Annotated in this window: 23 protein-coding genes; 10 read left to right on the forward strand and 13 right to left on the reverse strand. The window is 69.8% G+C overall.

Going from position 1 to position 24,417, the window contains the following annotated elements; translation table 11 throughout:
• Window positions 1–3: 3 nt before the first annotated feature.
• Together C8P66_RS10310 and C8P66_RS10315 are read left to right on the forward strand one after the other, a co-directional pair.
• Entirely contained in the window at window positions 4–690 is a 687-nt protein-coding gene (locus C8P66_RS10310) for an amino acid ABC transporter permease (RefSeq protein WP_111398172.1), read from the forward strand.
• Window positions 687–1,367, forward strand: coding sequence for an amino acid ABC transporter permease (locus C8P66_RS10315; protein WP_111398173.1), 681 nt, complete (start codon window positions 687–689; stop codon window positions 1,365–1,367). Before C8P66_RS10310 ends, C8P66_RS10315 begins: the two co-directional genes overlap by 4 nt.
• A gap of 3 nt (window positions 1,368–1,370) precedes the next feature.
• Here C8P66_RS10315 and C8P66_RS10320 read toward each other — a convergent pair whose 3' ends face one another.
• The gene (locus C8P66_RS10320) at window positions 1,371–1,784 is read right to left on the reverse strand and encodes a rhodanese-like domain-containing protein (RefSeq protein WP_111398174.1); all 414 of its coding nucleotides are present in this window, start codon (window positions 1,782–1,784) and stop codon (window positions 1,371–1,373) included.
• Between the two features lie 156 nt (window positions 1,785–1,940).
• On the opposite strand from C8P66_RS10320, the gene C8P66_RS10325 reads away from it, so the two are divergent.
• The 5 genes from C8P66_RS10325 to C8P66_RS10345 all read left to right on the forward strand — a co-directional run bounded on the left by C8P66_RS10325 (window position 1,941) and on the right by C8P66_RS10345 (window position 8,665).
• The gene (locus tag C8P66_RS10325) at window positions 1,941–2,564 is read left to right on the forward strand and encodes a TetR/AcrR family transcriptional regulator (protein WP_111398175.1); all 624 of its coding nucleotides are present in this window, start codon (window positions 1,941–1,943) and stop codon (window positions 2,562–2,564) included.
• A 78-nt stretch (window positions 2,565–2,642) separates the two neighbouring features.
• Complete coding sequence (locus tag C8P66_RS10330; RefSeq protein WP_111398176.1) at window positions 2,643–3,728, forward strand: efflux RND transporter periplasmic adaptor subunit; 1,086 nt, start codon at window positions 2,643–2,645, stop codon at window positions 3,726–3,728.
• Window positions 3,729–3,735: 7 nt separating this feature from the next.
• Window positions 3,736–6,822 (forward strand): efflux RND transporter permease subunit, encoded by a 3,087-nt coding sequence (locus C8P66_RS10335; RefSeq protein ID WP_111398177.1) that lies wholly within the window; start codon window positions 3,736–3,738, stop codon window positions 6,820–6,822.
• A gap of 153 nt (window positions 6,823–6,975) precedes the next feature.
• Window positions 6,976–7,806 carry an ABC transporter ATP-binding protein gene (locus C8P66_RS10340; RefSeq protein WP_245903413.1) on the forward strand — a complete coding sequence of 277 codons (831 nt, stop codon included), beginning with the start codon at window positions 6,976–6,978 and terminating at the stop codon, window positions 7,804–7,806.
• A complete protein-coding gene (locus C8P66_RS10345) occupies window positions 7,796–8,665 on the forward strand; it encodes an ABC transporter permease (protein WP_111398178.1) in 870 nt (289 codons plus the stop codon). The genes C8P66_RS10340 and C8P66_RS10345 overlap by 11 nt, the downstream gene beginning before the upstream one ends.
• Here the strand turns inward: C8P66_RS10345 and ypfJ are convergent.
• The 4 genes from ypfJ to hydA form a co-directional block, all read right to left on the reverse strand.
• The gene (ypfJ, locus tag C8P66_RS10350; protein WP_111398179.1) at window positions 8,662–9,489 is read right to left on the reverse strand and encodes a KPN_02809 family neutral zinc metallopeptidase; all 828 of its coding nucleotides are present in this window, start codon (window positions 9,487–9,489) and stop codon (window positions 8,662–8,664) included. The two genes, C8P66_RS10345 and ypfJ, sit on opposite strands and share 4 nt — an antisense overlap.
• 86 nt (window positions 9,490–9,575) lie before the next feature.
• Complete coding sequence (locus tag C8P66_RS10355; protein ID WP_111398180.1) at window positions 9,576–10,568, reverse strand: tripartite tricarboxylate transporter substrate-binding protein; 993 nt, start codon at window positions 10,566–10,568, stop codon at window positions 9,576–9,578.
• A gap of 370 nt (window positions 10,569–10,938) precedes the next feature.
• On the reverse strand, window positions 10,939–11,673 hold the full coding sequence (locus tag C8P66_RS10360) for an aspartate/glutamate racemase family protein (RefSeq protein ID WP_111398181.1): 735 nt from the start codon (window positions 11,671–11,673) through the stop codon (window positions 10,939–10,941).
• Window positions 11,670–13,124, reverse strand: a complete 1,455-nt coding sequence (gene hydA, locus C8P66_RS10365) for a dihydropyrimidinase (RefSeq protein WP_111398182.1) — start codon at window positions 13,122–13,124, stop codon at window positions 11,670–11,672. The genes C8P66_RS10360 and hydA overlap by 4 nt, the downstream gene beginning before the upstream one ends.
• A 124-nt stretch (window positions 13,125–13,248) precedes the next feature.
• Here hydA and C8P66_RS10370 point away from each other — a divergent pair, with 124 nt between their 5' ends.
• Both C8P66_RS10370 and C8P66_RS10375 read left to right on the forward strand, forming a co-directional pair.
• The gene (locus tag C8P66_RS10370) at window positions 13,249–14,304 is read left to right on the forward strand and encodes an alpha/beta fold hydrolase (RefSeq protein WP_245903415.1); all 1,056 of its coding nucleotides are present in this window, start codon (window positions 13,249–13,251) and stop codon (window positions 14,302–14,304) included.
• A gap of 97 nt (window positions 14,305–14,401) precedes the next feature.
• Window positions 14,402–15,319 carry a hypothetical protein gene (locus tag C8P66_RS10375; protein ID WP_111398184.1) on the forward strand — a complete coding sequence of 306 codons (918 nt, stop codon included), beginning with the start codon at window positions 14,402–14,404 and terminating at the stop codon, window positions 15,317–15,319.
• On the opposite strand, the gene C8P66_RS10380 is transcribed toward C8P66_RS10375, so the two are convergent.
• Genes C8P66_RS10380 through C8P66_RS10390 form a run of 3 tightly spaced genes read right to left on the reverse strand, consistent with a single transcriptional unit; the run spans window position 15,320 to window position 17,761 of the window.
• Window positions 15,320–16,009 (reverse strand): amino acid ABC transporter permease, encoded by a 690-nt coding sequence (locus C8P66_RS10380; protein ID WP_111398185.1) that lies wholly within the window; start codon window positions 16,007–16,009, stop codon window positions 15,320–15,322.
• Window positions 16,010–16,016: 7 nt separating this feature from the next.
• Window positions 16,017–16,838, reverse strand: coding sequence for an ABC transporter substrate-binding protein (locus C8P66_RS10385; RefSeq protein ID WP_111398186.1), 822 nt, complete (start codon window positions 16,836–16,838; stop codon window positions 16,017–16,019).
• 14 nt (window positions 16,839–16,852) lie between these two features.
• Complete coding sequence (locus tag C8P66_RS10390) at window positions 16,853–17,761, reverse strand: dihydrodipicolinate synthase family protein (RefSeq protein ID WP_111398187.1); 909 nt, start codon at window positions 17,759–17,761, stop codon at window positions 16,853–16,855.
• An 82-nt stretch (window positions 17,762–17,843) separates the two neighbouring features.
• Here C8P66_RS10390 and C8P66_RS10395 point away from each other — a divergent pair, with 82 nt between their 5' ends.
• Window positions 17,844–20,753 (forward strand): FAD-dependent oxidoreductase, encoded by a 2,910-nt coding sequence (locus tag C8P66_RS10395; RefSeq protein WP_111398188.1) that lies wholly within the window; start codon window positions 17,844–17,846, stop codon window positions 20,751–20,753.
• 58 nt (window positions 20,754–20,811) lie between these two features.
• Here the strand turns inward: C8P66_RS10395 and C8P66_RS10400 are convergent, their stop codons facing one another.
• Genes C8P66_RS10400 through dctP form a run of 5 tightly spaced genes read right to left on the reverse strand, consistent with a single transcriptional unit; the run spans window position 20,812 to window position 24,376 of the window.
• Window positions 20,812–21,099 carry a glycine zipper domain-containing protein gene (locus tag C8P66_RS10400; RefSeq protein WP_111398243.1) on the reverse strand — a complete coding sequence of 96 codons (288 nt, stop codon included), beginning with the start codon at window positions 21,097–21,099 and terminating at the stop codon, window positions 20,812–20,814.
• 19 nt (window positions 21,100–21,118) lie between these two features.
• A complete protein-coding gene (locus C8P66_RS10405) occupies window positions 21,119–21,541 on the reverse strand; it encodes a Rap1a/Tai family immunity protein (protein WP_146422806.1) in 423 nt (140 codons plus the stop codon).
• 32 nt (window positions 21,542–21,573) lie between these two features.
• The gene (locus tag C8P66_RS10410) at window positions 21,574–22,860 is read right to left on the reverse strand and encodes a TRAP transporter large permease (RefSeq protein WP_111398190.1); all 1,287 of its coding nucleotides are present in this window, start codon (window positions 22,858–22,860) and stop codon (window positions 21,574–21,576) included.
• A complete protein-coding gene (locus tag C8P66_RS10415) occupies window positions 22,857–23,342 on the reverse strand; it encodes a TRAP transporter small permease (RefSeq protein ID WP_111398191.1) in 486 nt (161 codons plus the stop codon). Before C8P66_RS10415 ends, C8P66_RS10410 begins: the two co-directional genes overlap by 4 nt.
• Window positions 23,343–23,344: 2 nt before the next feature.
• Complete coding sequence (gene dctP, locus C8P66_RS10420) at window positions 23,345–24,376, reverse strand: TRAP transporter substrate-binding protein DctP (RefSeq protein WP_111398192.1); 1,032 nt, start codon at window positions 24,374–24,376, stop codon at window positions 23,345–23,347.
• Window positions 24,377–24,417 lie beyond the last annotated feature (41 nt).

The raw sequence follows: 24,417 nt of genomic DNA on the forward strand, positions 1-24,417 counted from the left end.
GGCATGAAAGGCTGGGACGCCTTCGTCTCCTCCTTCCTCAATCTGCAGGTCATCGGCACCTATTGGCCGGTGATCGTGCAGGGCTTCTTCGTCACCGTGGAACTCGCGGTGCTGATCGTGATCGTGGGGCTGGCCCTTGGGCTCGTCCTCGCGGTGATCCGGGCCTTCGGGATCAGGCCGCTGAACTGGCTGATCATCTTCATCGTCGATGTGTTCCGCGCCTTGCCGCCGCTGGTGATCATCGTGCTGCTGTATTTTGGGCTGCCGGCGGCGGGGCTCTCCTTCTCGGGCTTCACCGCCACCTTCATCTCGCTGGCGCTGATCCTCGCGGCCTTCTCCGAGGAGATCTATTGGGCCGGCATCACCGCCGTCCCGCATGGCCAGACCGAGGCCGCCCGTGCCCTCGGGCTGCGGTTCCTGCATGTGCTGTTCCTGGTGGTGTTGCCGCAGGCGTTGCGGATGGTCATCCCGCCCTTGGTCAACCGCACCATCGCCATCACCAAGGGCACGGCACTCGGCAGCGTGGTCGCGGTCAGCGAGATCCTGGGGGCGGCGCAATCCTCCGTCGCGTTTTCCTTGAATCCCTCGCCCCTGACGCTCGGGGCGCTCGCTTATCTGATACTGTTCCTGCCGGTGGTGATCGTGGGGCGCCGGATCGAGCTGCGCTTCGCCAGGCCCTTCGCCCGATGAGCTGGGAAGATTTCCAGGACGCGTTCCTCGACTGGTCCATCGTGGTCCAGGCTTGGCCGATCCTGCAGGCCGGGCTGATCTCGACCATCCTGCTGTCCGTCATGACCGTGCCGCTCGGCATCATCGGCGGGCTGATCCTGGCGGCGCTGTCGCGGGCGGAAAGCCGCTGGGTCAGCATCCCTCTCGGCATCTGGGTCGATGTGTTCCGCGCGCTGCCGCCGTTGGTGCTGCTGATCTTCCTGTATGCCGGCCTGCCCTTCGCGGGGCTGGACCTGGGGCCCTGGGGCTCGGTCGCGCTGGCCTTCTTCCTCAACACCGGGGCCTATTACGCGGAAATCCTGCGCGCCGGGCTGGAAAGCGTGCCGCGCGGCCAGTCCGAGGCAGCCCGCGCGCTGGGGCTGCGGCCGACGCCGATCTTCTTCCTGATCGTGCTGCCGCAGGCGGTGAAGAACGTGCTGCCCGACCTCGTGTCGAACACGCTGGAGGTGGTGAAGCTCACCTCCCTCGCCTCGGTCGTGGCGCTGCCGGAGCTGCTGTACCAGGCGCGGCAGGCGCAGAGCGTGACCTACAACGCGACGCCGGTGGTCGCGGCGGCGATCCTCTACTTCCTCATGCTCTGGCCGGTGGTGCGGCTGCTGTCGCGGCTGGAGCACCAGAAGATCGCGGGGAATCGCTAGAGGCTAGCGCTGCACCCAGGGCAGCCCCTCGGCCTTCCACCCGGCGGTGGCGCCACGATGGCCGCTCGCATCCACCGGGCCCTCAAAGCCATTGGCAACATTGTAGGCATGCGGGAACCCCGCCGCCTGCGCCGCCTGGCCCGCCGCCAGCGACCGCGCGCCGGACCGGCACAGGTAATAGACCTTGGACAGCGGCGTGACGCCGGCGCGGCGCAGATGCTCGGCGAAGGCGCCGTTGACCTGCATCGAGGGATAGACCTGCCACGGGATCAGCACCGTTTGCTTGCCGGCCTCGGACAGGTCCGGGACACCGACGAAGGTCCATTCGGCATCGGTGCGGACATCGACCAGCACCGCATCCGGATCGGATCGGATCGCGGCCCAGGCCTCAGTCGCGGAAATATCGGGCACGCCCATGGCACGGCTCCTCTGTCAGTGGGCGATAGATGGGCCGGTCCCGGGGTCGGATGCAATCCACGAGGGCACGGGTTTGCACACAAGCCGCGCAAGCTTCTCGCCAAGGCGCGGCGTTTCTGATAGACTGACGCTTCACATTATTCGTCAGAATCCATCATGTCGCCATTCCTTCCATCCGCCATCGAGCAACGCGCGGCCGAAACCCGCCGCCGTATCGAGACGGTGGCCGAGGCGCTGTTCCGCCGCATCGGCTACCAGAAGACCACCGTCGCCGACATTGCGCGCGACCTCGGCATGTCGCCGGCCAATATCTACCGCTTCTACCCCACAAAAAGCGCCATCAACGAGGCCATCGCCGCCAGCATGCTCAAGGGCGTGGCCGACGAGATGGAGGCGATCGCCTCCGCTCCTCTCCCCGCGCCCGAGCGCCTCCGGGCCGTGCTGCATCATCTGTTCGACAGCGACATGCGGCTGTTCATCCATGAGCGCTGCATGCACGACATGGTCCAGGCGGCGATGACCGAGCATTGGAACGTGATCGAACGCTTCATCGTCGCGGTCGAGGCGGTGTTCGCGCGACTGCTCGCCGATGGCATCGCCGAGGGCGTCTTCGCCCCCACCGATACGGCGGCCGGCGCGGAGATCATCAACACCGCGACGCTGGTCTGGACCCATCCGGTTCTGCTGGCCGACTGCCTGAACCACGGCAAGACCGAACCGGCGCTGAAGGCGCGGCTGGATGCGATGGTGGATTTCCTCATCCGGGGCTTTCGGGCCTGACACGCATCATAACTGATGATTCTTGACTTTCATCAATCGTCAGGGTTTTGATGCGGCCGTGTCACCGAGGCAAGCCGCATGTCCCCCTCCCGCCCTCTCCTTCTAACCCTGCTGGCCCTGGCCGCCTGCCGGCCCGAGGCCGCCGAGGCGCCCGTCGCCGAGGCTCCCCACCCGGTCCAGGTCGCCGAGGTCCACTTGGCGCCCGAGGCCCATGCCCGCAGCTTCACCGGCCAGATCCTGGCGCGGCGGGAGGCCGATGTCGGCTTCCGCACCGGCGGCCGCATCACTGCCCGGCTGGTCGATGCCGGCTCCACCGTCCAGGCCGGGCAGGTAATGGCGCGGCTGGATGCCGCCGACCTGACCCTGGCGCTGCGCAGCGCCCAGGCCGATCTGGAAGCCGCCGCCGCCGAGGCCCGCCGCGCCACCGCCGAGGCACAGCGCTCCCGCAGCCTGCGCGCCGCCGGCCACGTCGCCGCCGCCTATGACGAGCAGCGCATCGCCACCGCCCGCGCCGCGGTGGAACAGGTCGCCTCCGCCTCCGCGGCGCTGGACCTGGCCCGCAACCGCCTCGGCTATGCCGAATTGCGCGCGCCCTCCGATGGGGTGGTGATCGCGCTGCTGGCCGAGGCCGGGCAGGTGGTCGCCGAGGGTGCTGCGATCCTGCGCCTCGCCGATCCCTCCGAGCGCGAGGTGCTGGTCGCCCTGCCGGAACAGCTTGCCCTCCCGCCGGGGGCCGCCGCCGAGGTCACCCTCTGGTCCCGCCCCGGCGAGCCCCTGGCCGCGCGGCTGCGCGAGGCCGCGCCCCAGGCGGAGGGCGCGCTGCGCACCCGCGCCGCCCGCTTCGCGCTCGACAATCCGCCCGACTGGGCCGCCCTCGGCGCCACCGCGACGGTGCGGGTGGCCGAGGCCACTGCGGCCCCGGTCGCGACCCTGCCGCGCGGGGCGCTGCATGATCGCGGCCAGGGCGCCATGGTCTGGCGCCTGGCCGCGCCGGGCCGGGTGGAGGCGGTGCCCGTCACCGTCGCGCGCCTCGGGCCCGAGACGGTGGCGCTGCGCGGCGACCTTGCCGAGGGCGACCTCGTGGTGACCGCCGGGGTGCAGTTGCTGGATGCCGGCAGCGCGGTGCGCATCGCCGACCGCCGCCCCGCCGCGACCTTGCGGTGATCCCGCCATGGAACGCTTCAACCTCTCGGCCGCCGCGGTCCGCAACAGCGCGCTGACGCTCTTTGCCTTGCTGCTGGTGCTGGCGCTCGGCGCCACCGCCTGGCAGCGCCTGGGCCGGGCCGAGGACCCGGCCTTCACCCTCAAGGTCATGGTGGTCAGCGCGCAATGGCCGGGCGCCACCGCCGAGCAGATGCAGCGCCTGGTCGCCGACCCGATCGAGGCGCGGCTGCAGGACCTGCCCAACCTCGACATCCTGCAGACCTTCGCCCGCCCCGGCACCGCGACGATCCAGGTGACCCTGCGCGACACCACCCCGCCGCGCGAGGTCGCCGGGCTGTGGTACCAGGTCCGCAAGAAGGTGGGCGACATCGCCGGCAACCTGCCCAGCGGGCTGCGCGGACCCTATTTTGACGACGAGTACGGCGATGTCTTCTCGGCCCTCTTTGCGCTGACCGGTTCGGACAACGCCGATCTGGTGCGGCAGGCCGAGCGCATCCAGGCGCGCCTCCGCCGCATCCCCGGCGTCGGCAAGGTCAGCATCGAGGGCGAGCGCCCGCAGCGCATCCATGTCGAGGTGAGCCATGCCCGGCTGGCCACCCTCGGGGTCCAGCCCGCCCAGATCGTCGAGGCGCTGCAACGCTTCAACCCGGTGATCGCGGCCGGCGTGGTGGAGGGTGGCGCCTCGCGGCTGTTCCTGCGGCCGGGCGATGGCTTCGGCGGCTTGCAGGCGATCCGCGACCTGCCGATCGCAGTGGGCGGGCGCAACCTGCGCCTGTCGGACATCGCCACGGTGGAACGCGCGCTGGAGGACCCGCCGACCCGCGCGATCCGCCAGGATGGCGTGCCCGCCGTCATCATCGCGGTCGCCAAGCAGCCGGGCTTCGACGTGCTGGCGCTCGGCGCCGCGCTGCGGACGGAAGCCGCGGCGATCCGCGCCGACCTGCCGCTCGGCATCGGCCTGGCCGCGGTGAACGACCAATCGGCGGTGGTGGCCGAAAGCATCGCCGAATTCCTGCTGAAATTCGCGGTCGCGATCGGCGTGGTGCTGCTGGTGTCCTTCGCCGCCCTCGGCTTCGGGGCGGGGATCGTGGTGGCGCTGGCGGTGCCGCTGACCCTGTCGCTCACCATGGCGCTGATGTGGCGCTGGGGGATGGAGCTGGACCGGATCAGCCTCGGCGCGCTGATCCTCTCGCTCGGGCTGCTGGTGGATGACGCGATCATCGCCATCGAGGCGATGGTGGTGAAGCTGGAGCAGGGCTGGGACCGCGCCCGCGCGGCGGGCTTCGCCTGGACCAGCACGGCGGGGCCGATGCTGACCGGCACGCTGGTCACCATCGCCGGCTTCATCCCGGTCGGCTTCGCGGCCTCCTCGGCGGGCGAATACGCGGGCGGCATCTTCTGGGTGGTGGGGGCGGCGCTGATCGCCTCCTGGCTCGTCGCCGTCACCTTCACCCCCTGGCTCGGGATACGGCTGCTGCCGAAGCCGAGCGCGCATCACGCCGATCCCTACGCCGGCCGCTTCTTCCATCATTTCCGCCGGCTGGTCGGCTGGGTTCTCGACCACCGGCTGCTGGTGCTGGGGGCGACGCTGCTGGCGCTGGCCGGCGGCGGTGTGCTCATGGGCATGGTGCGGCAGCAATTCTTCCCGGTGTCCGAGCGGCGGGAATTGCTGGTGGATGTGACCCTGCGCCAGGGCGCGCCCTTCGCCGCGACCGATGCCGCCATCGCGCGGATCGAGGCGGAGTTGCGGAACGACCCGGATGCGACGCTCTTCACCGCCTACCTCGGTGCCGGGGCGCCGCGCTTCTTCCTGGCGCTGAACCCCGACCTGCCGAATGAGGCCTTCGGCAAGATCGTGGTGCTGACGCCGGATGTGCCGGCGCGCGAACGTCTGCGGACGCGGCTGCTGGCGCTGGCCGAGGCGGGGATCGCGCCCGAGGCGCGCATCCGCGTCTCCCGCCTCGACTTCGGCCCGCCGGTCGGCTTCCCGGTCCAGGTCCGCGTCACCGGCCCCGACCCCGCTGAATTGCGCCGCGCCGCCGACCAGGTGCTGGCGGTGCTGCGCGAGGTGCCTGGGGCGGCGCATGCCGAACTCGCCTGGTCCGAGCGCATGCCCTCGCTGCGGCTGGAGCTGGATTCGGCGCGGGTCGCGCAGCTCGGCCTCTCACCCGCCGAGGTGTCGCAGGCCCTGGCGACGCTGCTCTCCGGCACCACCGCGACCAGCCTGCGCGAGGGCAACCGGCGGGTGGATGTGATCCTGCGCGCGCCGGCGGCCGAGCGGCTCGACCCCGGCAGCCTGCCGGATCTGACGCTCTCGACCTCCGCCGGCGCGGTGCCGCTGGCGCAGATCGCGCGGCTGGTGCCGGAGGCGGAGGAGCCCATCCTCTGGCGCCGCAACCGTGAGGGCTTCCTCACGGTCCGGGCCGATGTGCAGCCGGGGTTCCAGCCGCTGGATGTGAGCAACGCGGCGATGGCGGCCCTCGCCCCCATCGTGGCCGGGCTGCCCGCGGGCTACCGGCTGGAGCCCGGTGGGGCGGCCGAGGAATCGGCCAAGGCCAATGCCAGCCTCGCGGCCCTGTTCCCGGTGATGGGCGGGGTCATGCTGCTGCTGCTGATGATCCAGCTACGGCATTGGGGCGACATGGCGGTGGTGGTGGCGACCGCGCCGCTCGGCCTGCCCGGTGCCGCGGCGGCGTTGCTGGTGATGGGCCAGCCCTTCGGCTTCGTGGCCTTGCTCGGCGTGATCGCGCTGGCGGGCATGATCATGCGCAACACGCTGATCCTGGTCGATCAGGTGCGGCAGGATCTGGCGGCGGGGGCGGAGCGCCGCACCGCCATCATCGAGAGCACGGTGCGCCGGGCGCGGCCGGTGGTGCTGACCGGGCTCGCGGCGGTGCTGGCCTTCATCCCGCTCACCAGTTCGGCGTTCTGGGGGCCGATGGCGGTGGCGATGATCGGAGGGCTGCTGTTCGCGACCGTCGCGACCTTGGTGGTGGTGCCGGCGGTGGCGGGGCTGGCGCTGGGCCGTCGCGGGCGGGCCGTGGTCCGGGGCGGTGCCGCCCCGGCAGGAACGGCGGCCGCCCCCGCCGAATAACGCGTGAATACAGCGCTATCCGCCTAAAGATTGGGCAATTTTCAGCGAACTCTGGAGGATGTAGAGATGGCATGGCCCGTTTGGCCTCGCCGCCCGTGGCACCGCAGGTGCTAGGGTCGGCGGACCTACGTCCATCCCGGAGAGCCCGCCGCAATGAGCAGCGCCATGGAACGCCCCTTCGTCGAGATCATGGATGTCGCCATGCGCTACGGCGGGGTGGAGGGCACGCTGGCGCTCAAGGATTGCTCCCTGACCGTCGGCAAGGGCGAATTCGTCGCCGTCGTCGGCCCCTCCGGCTGCGGCAAATCCACGCTGATGCGGCTGGTCACCGGCCTCTGGCCGATGACCCAGGGCAATGTGATCGTGGCGGGGCAGGAGGTGGATCGCCCGCTCTCCTCCGCCGGCATGGCCTTCCAGGCGCCGACGCTGCTGCCATGGCGCACCATCCTGGCCAATGTGATGCTGCCGCTCGAAGTGGTGGAACCCCATCGCCGCCGCCTGCGCAGCGAACGCGCGATGTATGACGCCAAGGCCCGGCGCCTGCTCGCCATGGTCGGGCTGAAGGGGTTCGAGGAGAAATTCCCTTACCAGCTTTCGGGCGGCATGCAGCAGCGGGCGAGCCTCTGCCGCGCGCTGATCCATGACCCGGCGCTGCTGATGCTGGACGAACCCTTCGGCGCGCTCGACATTTTTACGCGCGAGGACCTGTGGCTGGAATTGCAGACGGTCTGCCAGACGCTGAAGCCCACCGTCATCCTCGTCACCCATGACCTGCGCGAGGCGGTGTTCCTGGCCGATCGCGTGCTGGTCATGTCCTCCCGCCCCGGCCGCATCATCGCGGAGCGCAAAGTCCCCTTTCCGCGGCCGCGGACGATGGAGGACATCTACAAACCGGAGTTCCAGGCGCTGCTGCACGATCTGCGCGAACACATCAGCGATGCCCGCCGCGCCGGCGCCACCCTGGAGGCCAGCCATGCCGCGTGACGCCACCCCCGAGCCGATCCCGACCAACCGCGGCCCGACCCGGGCCGAGGCGATGGCGCTCGCCGCCCGCCGCCGCCGGCGCCTGCAGGCCTGGCTGCCCTGGATCATCATCCTCGGCACCTTCCTGATCTGGGAGGCGGTGGTCTTCGCCTTCCAGATCCCGCAGTTCATCCTGCCGGCGCCGAGCGATATCGCCGCCAGCATGTACAAATGGTGGTGGCCGCTGCTGGATAATTCCTGGCAGACCCTGATGACGACGCTGATCGGCTTCGCCTTCGCCATCGCCTTCGGCCTGGCGCTGGGGGTGGCGATCGGCTCCTCCAGCCTGCTCTATGCCGGGCTGTATCCGCTGCTGATCGCCTTCAACTCGGTGCCCAAGGTCGCGGTGGTGCCGATTTTGGTGATCTGGTTCGGCATCGGCACGGTGCCGGCGGTGATCACCGCCTTCCTGATCAGCTTCTTCCCGATCGTGGTGAATGTCGCGACCGGGATCGCCACCGTGGAGCCGGAGCTGCGCGACGTGCTGCGCGCCCTCGGCGCCAAGCCGACCGACATCATCCGCAAGGTCGGGCTGCCGCGGGCGATGCCCTATTTCTTCGCCAGCCTGAAGATCGCCATCACCGTCGCCTTCGTGGGCAGCATCATCGCCGAGACCGTCGCCTCCAACAAAGGCATCGGCCATCTGATGATCCTCGCCTCCTCCCGCTTCGACGTGCCGCTGGTTTTTGCCGGGCTGATCATCACCGGGATCATGGGTGTGGTGATGTATGCGATCGCCGTGAAGATCGAGGACCGCACCACCGGCTGGGCGATGCGCGGGCAGGAAGGCCAGAGCGTCGCGACCAGCATCGGCGGTTAGCTGTCGCAGGCCTCGGGGCGCCCGGCTCCCATGCCGCGCTTGAAGGCCGCGACACGCTGGGCGCTGCTGCCATGGGTGAAGCTCTCCGGCGTCACCCGACCCTCGCCCTGGCGTTGCAGCCGGTCGTCGCCCACGGCTGCGGCGGCGTTCATGCCTTCCTCGATATCGCCATCTTCCAGGATATTGCGTGCGGCATCGGCCTGGTTGGCCCAGACCCCGGCGTAGCAATCGGCCTGCAATTCGGTGACCACCGAGGCGGCATTGCCCTGACCGCCGCGCAGCCGCCCGGTCAGGTTCTGGACATGGTGCCCGACCTCATGCGCCACGATATAGGCCGCGGCGAAATCCCCGCGCGCGCCGAGGCGCTGCTGGAGCGCGGCCATGAAGTCGAGGTCGATGTAAACCTTGCGGTCGTTGGGACAGTAGAAGGGCCCCATCTGCGCCTGGGCATAGCCGCAGCCCGATTGCGTGGCGCCGGTGAAGAGCACCAGCGTGGGCGGCTCGTAGCGGCGATTGGCGCGGGCGAATTCGGCGGTCCAGACCTGTTCGGTCTCGCCCAGCACCTGGGCGATGAAGCGGCGGCCGCTGTCGGAGGCCTGCGGCCCGGCCTTGCCGGCAGCGGCGGGGCGCTGCTGTTGCTGAGTCGCCGCCGGGTCCATGCCTTGCAGAAGCTCGGTCGGGTCCACCCCCAGCAGGAGCGACACCACCACCAGAAGCACGCCACCGATGCCGCCGATGGCGACCCGGCCGCCGCCGAAGCCACCGCCACCGCCACCGCTGCGGCGATCCTCGACGTTCGAACTCTCAGGACCGCCCAATCGCATCTGCCGAAACCCTTTTTGCGCCGGTATCATAACACGGCGGCAGGGCTCGGCGTTGCCAATGCAATTTCACGGATCCGGTGGCGCTGTCATTGCCGCTCGATGGCGGCGCGGTCGATTACCTGTGCCCAGACGGCAATGTCACGGCGCAGCAGCGCGTCCATCTCGGCCGGCGTGTTGGGTGCGGGCTCGACGCCCAGGGCGAGAAGCCGCGCACGCATCGCCGGCGTGGCCAAAATCTCCCGCAAATGCCCGTTCAGCAGATCGATGATCGGCTGCGGCGTACGTGCCGGCACAAACAGAGCGTTCCATCCGGTGACGGCATAGTCGGTGAGGCCCGCCTCGCGCAGCGTCGGCAGATCGGGCAGCATCTGCGACCGCTTCTCCCCGGTCGAGGCGATGGCGCGGAGCAGCCCACCGTCGAGTGCGCCGCGTAGGGCGGCATAGGATTCGAAGGCGAGCTGCACGTCGCCACGTTGTGCCGCTGTCACCACCTCCGGCGTGGTGCGGTAGGGGATCACAGTGGCATCCAACCCCGCGGCGACGCGCAGCCATTCTGCCGCCAGGTTCTGGGTGCTGCCGGCGTTGACGGTGGCGATGGCCAGACGCCCGCCATTGCGGCCCGCGGCCAGCACGTCCTGCACGGTCCGCAACGGCGATGTGCTGCTGGTCACCAGCAACAGGTCGAAGGAGACCAGCGCGGAGATGGCGGCGAAATCCGCGACCGGGTCGTAGGGCAGCGATTTGAACAGCGATTTGTTGATGGCGTTGCCGGTGCTGAGGATCATCAGCGTCTGGCCATCCGGCTCGGCGCTGGCCCCGATGCGTGCCGCTACAGCGCCGCCGGCGCCCGGGCGGTTGTCCACCACCACCGGCTGCCCCAGGCGCAGCGACAGCTGCTCGCCGACCAGGCGCGCCGTCAGATCCGCCAACCCGCCCGGGCCGAAGCCGATGATGATGCGGATGGGGCCGGACGGAAAACTCGCCGCGTCGGCTGCCGCCCAGGGCAGCAAAGCAGCCCCCAGCAACGCGCCGCCAAACAGCCGACGGCCGCCAAATGTCACGGCCTTGGACTTGGTCATTTCGTCTCCTCCCTGGGCGCCGTTGGTTCGCAAGCGGGCGCCGCAACACCTCGGCCGTGTCGGGGCTGATGCGCCTGGCCAGCGCAGCCGGCGACGCCCTTGGCAGGGGCGGCGCGGAAACCCGTTCCGGGAAACCGGCCTGCCTGTGCGACGATATCCAAGCCCGTTTCCCCTCACCGTTGACCAGCCTGTCCAAGGCCGGTGGGGACCGGCAAGCGCGGTTTGGCTGCGTTCCGCAGTCCGGAAAGGGGCGCCCAGGGTGGCAAGGGCGAGAGCGAGAGCGAGGGGGTGGTAGGCTCAGGCGGGTGAGAGCGGCCAGGGGTGACTCATGCCCCTCCGCGTCGGGGCAGGCGAGTGACGGGTCCCGAGCCTAGCGACCGCGCAGCATTGCCGCGAGCGGCTCGGACAGCCCGATGCTCGCCCGCCCCTCGGGCGGCGCCATCGATCCCGCGGCGGGCTTCGGCAGGCCGAGCCCCACCAGCATCTCCGCCATCCGCACCGCGCAGACGATGCCATCCAGCAGCGGCACCGGCGTCCTTCCCTGCAACCGTGGCGCCATCCCGGCCAGCGCCGCGCCCCCCAGCACCACCGCATCGGCTCCGGCGGCGACCAACGCCATGATGCCGGCCAGCACCTTCACCTCGACCCCTGCGGGATCGGCCAGCGTCTCCTGCGGTGTCGCCTCGACGCCCACGAGCCCCGCGAGCCGCCCCGCCAGCCCATGCTGGCCGATGCGCTCGCGATAGGTCTCGATGCCGCCGAAGGTGACCAGGCCAAAGCGCGCGCCGACCAGGCAGGCGGCGAAGCAGGCCGCCTCGGTCATCCCCACCACCGGGCAGGGCATGAGCTGGCGCGCCGCCTCCAGCGCCGTGTCATGGCTGACCGCCAGCACCACGGCATCGACCGTGCCCGCATGTTCGGCCAGCAGCTCCAGCAGCGCATGGCCCGCGATGATGTTTTCCGCCCGCGAGCTGATCACAGCCGGGCCGAAACGCGGGGTGGCTGGGACGATCTCCGTCCCCGGGCTCGCGGCGCTGCGCGCGGCGGCGGCGCAGAGCTCGGTGATCTCCTGCGTCGTATTGGCGTTGGCGATGAGGATCCTCACGCCACGGGCCAGGGCGCGGCATCGAAGCCATTGGCCAGCCGCCCGGTCGGGCGGATGTAGTCGTAGAGCCCGCGCGGCAAAAACCGGCCCGATCCGGGCTCGGCCTGCACCTTGCCATCCTGCATCACTATTTCGCCCCGGCGCAGGGTCGCGACCGGCCAGCCGGTGACCTCCAGCCCCTCAAAGGGCGTGTAGTCGATGGCATGGCCCATCATGGCATTGGTCAGGGTCTGCGTCCGGGTCGGGTCCCAGAGCACCAGATCGGCGTCGCTGCCCGGCAATATCGCGCCCTTGCGCGGATAGAGCCCCATCAGCCTGGCGGCATTGGCCGAGGTCAGCGCCACGAATTCATCCAGCCCGATGCGGCCCTTGGCGACCCCTTCGGAGAACAGGATCGGCATCCGCGCCGCGAGGCCAGGGATGCCGTTCGGAATGTCGCGGAACACCGCGTCACGGCCATTCATCGCCTTGCCCGCCTCGCCTTCATAGGAGAAGCCGCAATGGTCGGAGGAGACGACGCCCAGCGTGCCGCGCTGGATCATCTCCCAGATGCGCCCCTGTTCGGCGGCGTCGCGGGGCGACGGGCTGCACATCCACTTGGCGCCCTCGAAGCCGGGGCGGTCCATGTCGGCGGCGGTCAGGGTCAGGTATTGCGGGCAGGTCTCGCCCCAGACCTTGAGGCCGCGGGCCTGGGCGCGGGCGATCTCCTCGGCCGCCTCGGCGCAGGAGACGTGGAAGACCTGGATCGGCTGGTCCACCAGCTCGGCCAGCGCGATGGCGCGATGTGTCGCCTCCCGCTCCACCACCGGCGGGCGCGACCAGGCGTGGTATTTGGGTGCAGTGAGGCCCGCATCCAGCAAAGCCTGGGTGCGCCAGGAGATCGCGTCGAAATTCTCGCAATGCACCGTGACCAGGCAGCCATTGCGCCGTGCCGCCAGCAGCACCTTGAGGAACTCACCGTCCGAGAGGTGGAGCGGCTCATAGGTCAGGAAGACCTTGAGGCTGCGGATGCCCTTGGCGACAAGCCCGGGGATTTCGGCCAGCACCGCCTCGGTGGGATCGGCGATGATCTGGTGGAAGGCGTAATCCATCATGGACTCGCGCGAGGCCTGCGCCTCGGCATCCGCCACATGCGGGGCCAGGGCCGATCCCTTGACATGTGGGATGAAGGTGACGACCGAGGTGGTGCCGCCGAGAAAGGCCGAATGGCTGGCGGTCGCGAAGCTTTCCTCATGCCGGGTGCCATTCGCCTCGGCCTGGGCGATGTGACAGTGGCTGTCCACGCCCCCCGGAATAACCAGCAGCCCCGTCGCATCGAGCACGCGCGCGGCTTCAGGGATGCTCTCTGCCAAAGCGGCGATGCGGCCGTCGCGGATGCCGATGTCGCAGCGGATCGCGCCCTGTCCGGTGGCGACGGTGCCGCCGCGGATGGCGAGGTCGTAGGTGGCCATGGGGTGGGGGCGCTCCGTTGCAGCAGGGGATAATGTTCGGGCGTGGAGGCGCCACGGGCAAGCAGCGCCGTTGTGTTTCACAATGGTTCGGGCGAGGCTGCTGCCCATAACGGGAGCAAATGCCATGAGCACAACACGAAGGGCCGCCGCCATCGCAGCCATGATCGGTGCCGTCGCATCCAAATCCGCCGCGGCCCAGACCGCGCCCGCCGAGCCGAAGCCCGGCATCACCTTGGAGCGCTGGGGGTCCTTCCACGTCGGCGGCAAGGAAGTCGTGGTCAGCGGCCAGCCCGTGCGCGAGGTGCTGTTCACCCCGGGCGGCGTGCCCGCCCGCGTCGATCCCAACGGCACCTATCTGATGGCCGGCATGTACGCGCAGTACATGGTCCCGAGCCCGCAGCGCGGCGTGGCGCCTATGCTGATGTGGCATGGCGGCGGGCTGACCGGCGTCACCTGGGAAACCACGCCGGATGGGCGCGAGGGCTGGCAGAGCTACTTCCTGCGCCGGGGCTGGGTGACCTATGTCAGCGATGCCGTGGAGCGCGGCCGCGCCGGCTGGACCATGATCCCCGAGCAGACCGGCGGCACGCCGGTGCTGCTGACCGTGGACAACCCCTATGAGCGCTTCCGCATCGGCGACGGGATCGGCTCCTTCCAGCGCGGCACGACGCTGCCCGGCAACCAGTTCCCGACCGACCGCGAGTCCTACCTGAATTTCGTCAAGCAATGCGTGCCGCGCTTCACCACCACGGATGCGCTGACGCAGGAGGCCTATGCGGCACTGCTGGACCGCGTCGGGCCCTCGGTCGTCGTCGCGCATAGCCAGGCCGGGCTGTTCGGCTGGCGCGCGGCGCAGAACAAGCCGGACAAGGTCCGCGCCCTGGTGCTGGTCGAGCCCGCGGCGATCGGCGACCCGGCCAAGGTCGCGGCGCTGAAGGATGTGCCGGTGCTGATGGTCTATGGCGACTTCATCGCCCAGGACAGCCGCTGGCCGACCATCCGCGCCAATGGCGTGCGCTTCGCCGAGGCGGTGCGCGCGGCCGGCGGCAGCGTGGACATCATCGACCTGCCGGAACGCGGCATCCGCGGCAACAGCCACATGATGATGATGGACAAGACCAGCGACACCGTCGCGGGCGTGGTGCAGGACTGGCTGGTGGCCAAGGGGATGTGGCGATAGGCCATCTCGCGGCAAGTTCACCGCAGAGCGATGCGTCTTCGCACCGAGCCTGCTTTGGCGCGTGGTAGCCTCGTGCCAAAGCAGGGGGTGGCACGGGATGTCCTACGACACGCCAGCGGCCTATGCCGGCCGCTATCACAAGCTCAGCATCATGGATGCGAAGCTCGGCATCGCCGCGAGCCTCGACATTCAACGCTACATCAGCGGCTGGATGGCGGAGCAGGACCAGGAATACTACCGGCTGCTCTCCGGCCTCGCCGCGAAGCTGAAGCTGAAGAACCCGGCGCAGGTGCGCGCCCTGACCCAGCCCTTTTACATCACCGGCCATCCGGACCGGATCGCCCCCGGCGAGGAATGGTACGATCCCTCGCTCCGCCGCGCCTATGCGGGGCGCGGCTCGCCGGATGAGATCTCCGATGCCGTGCGGCTCGCGGTCTTCTGCGGCCTCACCAAGGACGCCAAGGCTTATGGCGAGAAATGGTTCGGGATCGACTGCAACGCCTTCGTCGGCAATTGGCTCGGCATCTCGCCCTCCACCGCGATCTTCGCCTATGGGCTCGGCTACGGCAAAAAGGACAAGCTGCCAGGCGCCAGCCCGGATGTGTACACCACGCGAAAGCGCGTGCCGCTCGATCTGATCACCGATCCGCAGAAGCTGGAATGCGGCAATGTGGTCTGCACCTTCGGCGAGAAGGACAGCCGCGGCATCCGTTGGCGTCACATCGCCCTGGTCGAGGATGTGAAGCTGGTGACCGGAACGACATACCAGATATGGCTCGCCGAATGGGGGCAGGCCGGGAACATCGAGAAGCACCGCACCGCCAAGGCGTCACCGAAGCTCGTGGACATCACCCTCGGCAAGTTCTGCGCCGAGATGCCGGGCAAGGATGTGCTGGCCTTCGACGGCACGACCTATCCCGACAAGAAGGCGGCCAAACGCATCTTCTTCGACCACACCTCGCTGGATGATCTGGCGAACCGCGGCTGGCATGTCGGCGGAATGTACGGGACCTGACTACCGCCGGTCCGCCGACTCCCCCGCGTAGCCGCGCCCGAACCGCGCCTCCAACCTTCGCTGCACCATGTCCCAGACCGTGGTCATCAACAAATAGTAGAGGGCGGCGACGGTAAACAGTTCCAGCACGAGGAACTTCTCCTGCACCAGGATCTGCGTCCGCCGCAGCAATTCATCCATCGAGATGACGCTGGCGATCGAGGTCGTCTTCAGCAGCCCGTTCACGCTGTTGCCCAGGGGCGGGATGATGATGCGCAACGCCTGCGGCCAGACCACCAGACGGAACCGCTGCACGCTGTGCAGGCCGAGCGCGGTCGCCGCCTCCCCCTGCCCGCGCGGCACCGCGAGGATGCCGGCGCGCACGGTCTCGGACAGATACGCCGCCTCGTTCAACGACAGGCCGAGCAGCGTCGCCTCGATCACCGACAGGCGGATGCCGAACAGCGGCAGGGCCGTGTAGATCATCAGCAACTGCACCAGCAGCGGCGTGCCGCGGAAGAACCAGCAATAGGCGAGCGCGAAACCACGCCCGAACCGCCCACCGGACAGCCGCAGCAGCGCCACCACGATCCCGCCCGCCAGCCCCATGACGAGGGCGACGACGGTCAGCCCGAGGGAGATCAGCGCCCCCTCGAACAGATAGGCATTCGTCAGATAATCGAAAAAGCCGTCCCAGTGCCAGACGCGCATCCGGGCGTCAGGTCGGGCCGACGACGGTATAGGGCTCGGGCCAGCCGCTGATGCCGTAGCCGCCCATCAAGGTCGGCAGGAAGCCATCGGCCCTCATCTCGGTGAAGGCCGCGGCGACCGCGGTCGCCAGCACGCGCGAGCGCATGCCCACGGTGACCGGCGTGCCGTAAAGCCCCTTGATCGCGTGCGTGAACTCGCCACGGTCGTCGTAGTTCTTGCAGGTGCTGTCGATGGCGATGGCGGCATCGAGCTGGCCGACCCGCAGCGCCTGGAACGACACCGCGAAATTGTCGAAGGCGCGCACGGTGATCGGCGCGAGGTTGGCCTTCTGCAGATCGGCGATCAGATCCTGGCTGCGGCGGTATTCGAAGCCGCCCTGTTCGACGCCGACCGAGAGCCCGGCCAGATCCTCGATCTTGGTGATGTTCTTCGGATTGCCGCGGGGCACGCAGATGCCGATGGTCTGCTGCTCATAGCGCACCAGCTGCATGATCCTGGCGCGTTCCTCGGTGTAGAACATGCCGGTGTTGATCAGGTCCCAGCGGCGCGCGGCGAGGCCGGTGATCATGGTGCTGAATTCCACCCGCACATACTCGGGCGTGAGGCCGAGGCGCTTGGCCAGCTCGACCCCCATCTCGATCCGCATGCCCTTCAACTGGCCGGTGCTGTCCACGTATTGGACCGGCGGCAGGGTCGGGTTGGTGCTCATCGTCAGGGTGCCGGGCTTGACCAACTCGCTGTCCGGCACGCGCTGCGCGGCCAGCGCCGGCGTCACGGCAATCAGCGCGGGGGCGGCAAGCAGGCTTCGGCGGGAGATCAGCAGGGGCATGGGGTTCTCCTTGTCTATTCCGCCGCTTCCCGGTCGGAGGCGAGCAGGTCAACGCCGCGCAGCACGCGGGCCAGCGCGGGAATATCGGCATCGGGCAGCGGCAGGCGCGGCGGGCGCGGTGCGCCCATGTCCCTCCCGATCAGCCGGAAGGCGGCCTTGGTGCCGCTGACGTAGCGCGGCCCGCCCACCCAGGGCAGCAGCGGCGCCAGCTTGCGGTACAGCGGCAGCGCCGTGTCGCGGTCCCCGGCCATGGCGGCGTGGAACATGTCGGCACTGAGCCGGGGGGCGACGTTGCTGCAGACCGCGACCCAGCCGCTGGCGCCGAGCCAGGCGGATTCATATCCGAGCACGCCGGCGAAGACCGTCATCCGCCCGTCGCAGGCCGCCAGGATATCGCGCACCCGCGTCACCTCCAGCGTGCTTTCCTTGACGTAGCGGCAGTTCGGAATGCGCGAGAGCCGCGCCAAGGTCGCCGCCCCCATATCGACATTGGAGGTCGCAGGGTTGTTGTAGACCATGATCGGGATGCCGATCGCATCCGCCACCGTGCTGTAGTGGTGGAACAGCTCATCCTCGGTCGGCACGGAGTAGTATGGCGGGATGATCATCACCCCATCGGCGCCCATCGCCTCGGCCTCGCGCGACAGGGCCACGACCAGCCGCGTGTCTTCCTCACCTGTGCCGATCAACACCGGGACACGACCGGCGGCGGCGGCAATCACCGTCTCCACCACCTGGGCGCGTTCCTCGCGGGAGATGGAGAGGAACTCTCCGGTGGAGCCGAGCGGGATCAGCCCGCGCACGCCATTTGCGATCTGGTACTCGACCAGGCGCCTCAGCGCGGGCACATCGATGGCGGCGCCATCCTCGGTGAACGGGGTCACCAGAACCGTGTAGCAGCCGGAGAATGGCTCGCGTGCCATGTGTCCTACCCGTCTCCCTTTATGCAGGTGACTACCGGAACCGAAAGCCGATGATACGACAAGGGCAGAAGCGAACCATCCCATGCGGCTGATTCATACCAAAATCCGCGCCATTGCCGCCCCCATGGGCATTCGCTTCAACGGCGAGCAGATCGCGGCCGTCACAGGCGAAACGATCGCCGCGGCCCTCTCCGCCGCCGGGCATTTGGCCTTCCGCGAGACCGCGAGCGGCGCGCCGCGCGGTCTGTGGTGCGGCATGGGGGCCTGCTTCGATTGCCTGGTCACCGTCGATGGCCGCGCCAACCAGCGCGCCTGCATGGTGAAGGTCGCCGATGGCATGCAGGTCGCATCGGCTGTCCCCGCGCGGCCGGCACCCCTCGCCACGCCGCCGATCTCGATCCCCGAACGCGCGGTCGATCTTCTGGTCATCGGCGCCGGCCCCGCCGGGCTCTCGGCCGCCGTCGCCGCCGCCGAGGCCGGGGTGCGCGTCCTGGTGCTGGACGAACGCGATGCGCCGGGCGGGCAGTATCTGAAGCCGCTTGCCCCCGGCCACGTCCATGCCGCGCCCGATGCCCAGTTCCGTCGCGGTGCCGCGCTTTTCGCCCGGGCCGCACGGGCGGGGGTGGAGATCCTCCAGGGGGCCACCGCCTGGGGCGGGTTCTCCCCCGCCCCCGCCGATTGGGCCGCCAATGCCGAGACGCGTCCACCGGGCCTGGAGATCGCCGCCATCATCCAGGGCGCGGCAGAGACCCTGCGCCCGCGCCTGCTGGTCATCGCCGCCGGCGCGCATGAGTGCCCGGTGCCGGTCCCCGGCTGGACCCTGCCGGGGGTGATGACCACCGGCGCGATGCAGACCCTGGCCCGCGCGCAGCGGGTCAGCCCGGCCGCCAAGGTGGTGATCGCCGGCAATGGCCCGCTGAACCTGCAGCTTGCCTGCGAATTGCTGGCCGGTGGCGTCGAGGTCGCGGCGGTGGTGGAGGCCGCCCCCGCCCCCGGCGCCGCGGTGCTGCTGCGGATGGCCGCCGCCTCGCCGAGCCTTGCCTGGGATGGCGCGCGCTACCTCGCCCGGCTGCGCGCCGCGGGGGTGCCGGTGCTGTGGAACACCGAGGTCCTGGCCTGCGAGGGCACGGACCGCTTTCAGGCCCTGCGCGTGCGCGGCCCGGGCGGTGAGCAGCGGATCGCGGCCGGCGCCTGCGCCCTGACCCTCGGCTTCCAGCCGGAGACGGGCCTCGCCCGGGCGCTCGGCTGCGCGCATCGCTTCATCGACCAGGGGCTGGGGCGGCTGGAAACCGAAACCGATCCCGAAGGCCGCACCAGCATCGAGGGCATTTTCGCCGTTGGCGATGGTGCCGCACTGGGCGGCGCGCGGGCGGCGCTGGCACGCGGGCGGCTGGCCGGGCTCGCCGCCGCGCGGGCGCTGGGCCACCACCTGCCCGAGGACCGCGCCACCGAACGCGCCCTGGCGCGGGCCGAGCGTTTCCAGGCGGCGCTATGGCAAGGCTTCGCCGCCCCCGCCTTCAATGTCGCCGCCATCGCCGATGCCACGATCGTCTGCCGGTGCGAGGAGGTGACCGCCGGGGCATTGCGGGCGGCGGGCCGGAACGCCTCGCTACCCGGCCTGAAGAAGGCGACGCGCGCCGGCATGGGCCGGTGCCAGGGCCGCATGTGCGCCGCGACCATCGCCCGCCTCACCGGCACCAGCGCCGAGGCCGGCTTCGCCGCGCCGCGCGCGCCCATCAAGCCGGTGCCGGCGGCAGCGCTGCGCCATGAGCTGCCGGAATGGTCCGCCTCCCCCATCGTCGCCGCCCCGGCCCCGATTGCCTGGCGCAGCCATCGCACCGCCGAAACCCCGCCGGCAACCGCCGAATTCGTGATCATCGGCGGCGGCGTGGTGGGGCTGGCGACCGCACTCTATCTGGCGCGGGAGGGGCGGGAGGTGGTGCTGCTGGAGCGCGACGAGCCGGGCCTGGCCGCCAGCACCGCCAATGCCGGTAGCCTGCATGTGCAGTTGCTGTCCTATGATTTCGGCGAGGTCGCCGATGCCGCGGGCACCGCTGGGCCGGCGGCGGACACCCTCAGCCTCGGCCCGGCCTCGATCGCGCTATGGCATGAGATCGCGCGGGATGGGTCCGACACGCTCGGCATCCGCCAGGAAGGCGGGCTGATGCTCGCCGAAACCGAGGCCGAATTCGCCTGGCTACGCGGCAAGACCGCGCTGGAACGGGCGCGGGGAATCGAGACGCATCTGCTCGGGGCCAATGAGCTCCATGCCCTCGCCCCCCATCTCGGCGTGGGGTTTTTGGGTGCGGCGTTCTGCCCGACGGAAGGCCAGATCGACCCGCTGCGCGGCACCACGGCACTGGCCGCCCAGGCTCGGGCGGCAGGGGTGCGGATCGTCACGGGCGCCGATGTCGCGGCCCTGGCGCCCGAAGGCAACAGCTGGGCGGTGACGACCGGCAGCGGGCGGTTGCGCGCGGGGCGGGTCATCAATGCCGCCGGGCCCTGGGCCGGGCGGATCGCGGCTTTGGCCGGCATGCGGCTGCCGGTGAAGGGGGCCGTCCAGCAGGTGGTGATCACCGAGGCAGCGCCACCGATCCTGCGCCATCTCGTCGCCCATGCCGGGCGGCATCTGTCGCTGAAGCAAAGCGATGCCGGCCATATGGTGATCGGCGGCGCCTGGCCAGGCGACCAGGACGCCGCGACCGGCGCCACGCGGAACCGGCGCCGCAGCATCGAGGGCAATCTCTGGGTGGCGGGCCATGTCGCCCCGGCCATCAATGGCCTGCATGTGCTGCGGGCCTGGACGGGGCTGAATGTCGCACTCGACCGGGCACCGCTGGTGGGGGAACACCCCGCGGCGCCCGGCCTGATCCACGCCGTCACCGGCAATGGCTATACGCTCGGGCCGGTGGTGGCGCGGATGGCGGCGGATGCGGCCCTTGGCCGCGGCGCGCCGCCCCCCGCCTTCTCCCCGACCCGCTTCACCACCTAGGCCGGCCGCCGTTCATTTTCCAAGTCGTCGGGTGACTCCAGCCGACTTGAAAAATGCTCTACCGGCGGCGCTGGTCGTAGCGGCGATCCTGGCGATAGTCGCGCCGGTCATTGTCGCGGTATTGCTGCTGCTGCGACTGGTCGTAAATGTAGCCAGCGCCGGCACCGACACCGGCGCCCAGCAAGGCACCCCAGCCGGTATTCCCGCTGAAGGACCCGGCAAGCCCGCCCAGGGCGGCACCGCCGAGGGCGCCGGTCCCGACCGCGCGCTGCTGCGGGTCCATCCCGGCGCAGGCGCCGAGCGAGAGGATGGCAAGGAGAGGAAGGGCGAGACGCGCTGCGCGCATGGTCGTGATCCTCTTCATGTCAGCGGGCCGCCCGAGGGGCGGCCGCGCAGGGATAGGTGGCCCGCGCATAGCGCAGCAGGCCGTCGAGGGCGGGCTCACTCGCATGTTCGGGGTGCTGGGCCGCCCAGGCGGCAAAGCCGATCCCGGCCTCGGCGATGCTGGGCCCCGGCGTGCCCATGCAGACGATCTGCGGGCGCGGGCCGGAGGCCGGCACCAGCTCGGCATAGGCATGGCCGGCCGCAGTGACATAGCCCTGGCAATAGGCGATCGACTCAAGCCGCGGCAGCCCGGTGGAGCGCGGCGCGCACATGGCGGCAAGGTCGGCGACGGTGGTGGCGTGGGTCACCTGGGTCGAACCGGGCGGCGGCGAACCCGAGGTCTGAGCCAGCGCAGGTCCCCCGAGCAAGGCGGCGAGGGCCGCGACGGGCATGAGCATTCGCATGGGTATCTCCTCCAGCGACCCCATTGATGGGGTCAGAGCACTCCCATAACGCCCGGAAGCCACAAAGCGATGCCTGGAAAAATCACCACAAGTGCAAGTGCCACCAACATCGCCAGAACCATCCAGATGACCCAGGGGATGGTCGATTCCATGGAAACTTCCGCAATTCGGCAGGAAACCATGAGGTTGACGGCCATCGGCGGGGTGAATTGGCCGATCGCGATCTTCATGGTCAGCACCACGCCGAACCAGGTCGGGTCCCAGTCAAAATGCCGTGCGATCGGCATCAGCACCGGCAGCAGGATCAGGAAGATCGACACCCCGTCCAGGAACATGCCGACCACCACGATCGCCACCACCAGCAGCGCCATGGTGCCATTGGCGCCAAGGTCGAGCCCAACGATCCAATCCGCCACCGGCTGCACCAGCCCAAGCGTGCTGGTGGACCAGGCGAAGACGGTGGCCAGCGCGATCACCACCAGGATGATGCCGGAGAGTTCGGCGGCCTCGACCAGCATCTCATACACATCGCGCAGGGTCAGGCTGCGATAGACCACGAAGCCGACGAAGAGCCCGTAGAACACCGCCATCACCGCCGCCTCGGTGGGGGTCACGAAGCCCGCGCGCATGCTGCCGAGGATGACCACGGGCGCCATCAGCCCCCAGATCGCCTCGCGGAAGCTGCGCCAGATCGAGAGGGTTTCCCGGTCCGGGCTCTTGCCGCCGAAATCGCAAAGCCAGGAAATCAGCAGCACCGCCACGATGATCGCGCAACCGGCCAGCAGCCCGGGAAACATGCCCGCCATGAAGATCGCCGGCACCGACACGCCGGGCACCATCACCGCATAGACGATGAAGGCGATGGAGGGCGGGATCAGGATGTCGGTCGAGGCCGCCGCCGCCACCGTGCTGGCGATGAAGGGGCGCGGGTAGCCGTCCCGCACCATCCCCCGCGTCACCACCTGCCCCACCGCGGCCGAGGTGGCGGGGCCGGAGCCGGAAATGCCGCCCATCACCATCGCGACCAGCACCGCGACGCTGGCCAGCGCCCCCCTGCCCGCGCCCACCAGCGCCGTGGCGAAGCGCACCAGCCGCAGCGCGACGCCGGTGCGGTCGAAGACGCTGCCGACCAGGACGAACATCGGGATCGCCATCAGCGGGTATTTCGCGATGCCGGCATAGACGCTGGTCGGCATCGCCATGATCGACTGATCGGCCAGCCAGATGCAGAAGGCACCGGCCAGCCCCAGCGCCACCCCGATCGGCACCCCCGCCACCAGCAGCACGCCGAAGCCCAGGAACAGGGTTGCGCCGATCACGCCGCCTGGCCCTTCAGCACCCGCACCAGCCGCCCAGCCGCGCGCAGGACCACGACCAGCGAGAGCAGCGGCAGCCAGCCGGTGTACCACCAGTTCGGAGTGCCCAGGCCGTTGGACAGCACCTCATACCGATACTCGTCCCAGGTCAGGCTGGCGCCGAAGACCACCAGCAGCCCGAAGCAGAGCATGGTCAGCAGCAAGGCGAAGGCCTCCGCCAACTGCCGCCGTCGCGGCGACATCAGCCCGACGAAGAAGTCGATGCTGATATGCCGCCCGCGAGCGGTCGCGACCGCGGTGCCGAGCAAGGCGACCACCACCATCAGCACCACCGAATATTCCTCGGTGAAGGCCAGTGAGACATTGGTCAGATAGCGCGTGACGACATTGGCGGCGGTGATCAGCGCCATCGCGCCCATCGCCGCCGCCATCAGCACCTCCTCGATTTTCAGGGGAATGCGCGGCTCCGGTTGTTCCCCTGCCATGGTCAGCTCCGCGCGGCGCGCACGGCGGCCTCGGCGCGGCGCACCAGATCGGTGCCGACCGTCTGCGCCCATTTGTCATAGACAGGCTTGGTGAGCCTCGCAAAAGCCTGCTTCTCGGCATCGGTCGAGGTCACCACCGCGACCCCGCGCCGCGCCAGCTCCTCCAGGCTGGCGCGATCGCCGTTCTGGCCGAGCCCGGCGCGGGAGGCGCGGATTTGCGCCTCGGCGGCCTCCATGGCGCAGGCCTTCACGAGATCGCGGTCGGCCGGGGTGAAGCTTTCCAGCACCGGCTTGGCCACCACGAAGAGCCCGGCATCGGCGACATAATTCCACAGGGTCAGGTGTTTCTGGGCCAGCGCGTCCATGCGCAGCGCCAGGAACAGGTTCACCGGATTCTCCTGCCCATCGACCGCGCCGGTCGAAAGGGCCGGCTGCAGATCGGCGAAGGACATCTGCACCGGGTTGGCGCCAAGCGCGGTGAATATCTCGGAGAAGATGGCCCCGGCAGCGAAGCGTATCTTCAGCCCCCGCAGATCGGCGGGCTCCCGGATCGGGCGCTTGCTGTTGGATATCTCGCGGAAGCCGTTCTCGCCCCAGGCCATGGGCACCACGTCGCGGGTGGCGATGACGCGCTCCAGCTCACGCCCCACCTCACCGCGGATCAGCGCATCGAAGCCGCGCGCATCGCCGAGCAGGAAGGGCAGCGAGAAGATGTTCATCTCCCGCACCTGCGGGCTGATGTTGATGGTGCTGAAGGTTGCCATGTCGATGATGCCCTGGCGCATCGCGACCAGTTCGCGCGTCTGGTCGCCGCCGACCAGCTGGCTGCCGGGATAGACCTTCATGTTGATGCGGCCGCCGCTGCGCTCGGTCACCAGCTCGGCCCAGCGGAAGGCGCCATCGGCGAGCGCGATCGGGCGGTTGCCGACGACGCTCACCTTGTATTCGGCCTTGTACTGGGTCTGCGCCCGCGCGACGGCGGGCATCGCCAAAGCGGCGGGGGCGGCGAGGATGAGCCTGCGGGATATGGTCATGGCGGTTCTCCCTGATGGGTCGCCCGTTGGCCGGGCCTTTT

The sequence above is a fragment of the Humitalea rosea genome, from assembly GCF_003253705.1.
Classification (GTDB): Bacteria; Pseudomonadota; Alphaproteobacteria; order Acetobacterales; family Acetobacteraceae; genus Humitalea; species Humitalea rosea.

Coding starts and splice junctions, on each gene's coding strand:
- C8P66_RS10390 (WP_111398187.1), bottom strand. CDS start 17,761: ATGGCACGCGAGCCATTCTCCGGCTGCTACACGGTTCTGGTGACCCCG.
- C8P66_RS10330 (WP_111398176.1), top strand. CDS start 2,643: ATGTCCCCCTCCCGCCCTCTCCTTCTAACCCTGCTGGCCCTGGCCGCC.
- C8P66_RS10400 (WP_111398243.1), bottom strand. CDS start 21,099: ATGCGCGCAGCGCGTCTCGCCCTTCCTCTCCTTGCCATCCTCTCGCTC.
- C8P66_RS10405 (WP_146422806.1), bottom strand. CDS start 21,541: ATGCGAATGCTCATGCCCGTCGCGGCCCTCGCCGCCTTGCTCGGGGGA.
- C8P66_RS10315 (WP_111398173.1), top strand. CDS start 687: ATGAGCTGGGAAGATTTCCAGGACGCGTTCCTCGACTGGTCCATCGTG.
- C8P66_RS10335 (WP_111398177.1), top strand. CDS start 3,736: ATGGAACGCTTCAACCTCTCGGCCGCCGCGGTCCGCAACAGCGCGCTG.
- C8P66_RS10370 (WP_245903415.1), top strand. CDS start 13,249: ATGAGCACAACACGAAGGGCCGCCGCCATCGCAGCCATGATCGGTGCC.
- C8P66_RS10355 (WP_111398180.1), bottom strand. CDS start 10,568: ATGACCAAGTCCAAGGCCGTGACATTTGGCGGCCGTCGGCTGTTTGGC.
- dctP (WP_111398192.1), bottom strand. CDS start 24,376: ATGACCATATCCCGCAGGCTCATCCTCGCCGCCCCCGCCGCTTTGGCG.
- C8P66_RS10310 (WP_111398172.1), top strand. CDS start 4: ATGAAAGGCTGGGACGCCTTCGTCTCCTCCTTCCTCAATCTGCAGGTC.
- C8P66_RS10325 (WP_111398175.1), top strand. CDS start 1,941: ATGTCGCCATTCCTTCCATCCGCCATCGAGCAACGCGCGGCCGAAACC.
- C8P66_RS10320 (WP_111398174.1), bottom strand. CDS start 1,784: ATGGGCGTGCCCGATATTTCCGCGACTGAGGCCTGGGCCGCGATCCGA.
- ypfJ (WP_111398179.1), bottom strand. CDS start 9,489: ATGCGATTGGGCGGTCCTGAGAGTTCGAACGTCGAGGATCGCCGCAGC.
- C8P66_RS10375 (WP_111398184.1), top strand. CDS start 14,402: ATGTCCTACGACACGCCAGCGGCCTATGCCGGCCGCTATCACAAGCTC.
- hydA (WP_111398182.1), bottom strand. CDS start 13,124: ATGGCCACCTACGACCTCGCCATCCGCGGCGGCACCGTCGCCACCGGA.
- C8P66_RS10345 (WP_111398178.1), top strand. CDS start 7,796: ATGCCGCGTGACGCCACCCCCGAGCCGATCCCGACCAACCGCGGCCCG.
- C8P66_RS10385 (WP_111398186.1), bottom strand. CDS start 16,838: ATGCCCCTGCTGATCTCCCGCCGAAGCCTGCTTGCCGCCCCCGCGCTG.
- C8P66_RS10415 (WP_111398191.1), bottom strand. CDS start 23,342: ATGGCAGGGGAACAACCGGAGCCGCGCATTCCCCTGAAAATCGAGGAG.
- C8P66_RS10340 (WP_245903413.1), top strand. CDS start 6,976: ATGAGCAGCGCCATGGAACGCCCCTTCGTCGAGATCATGGATGTCGCC.
- C8P66_RS10395 (WP_111398188.1), top strand. CDS start 17,844: ATGCGGCTGATTCATACCAAAATCCGCGCCATTGCCGCCCCCATGGGC.
- C8P66_RS10380 (WP_111398185.1), bottom strand. CDS start 16,009: ATGCGCGTCTGGCACTGGGACGGCTTTTTCGATTATCTGACGAATGCC.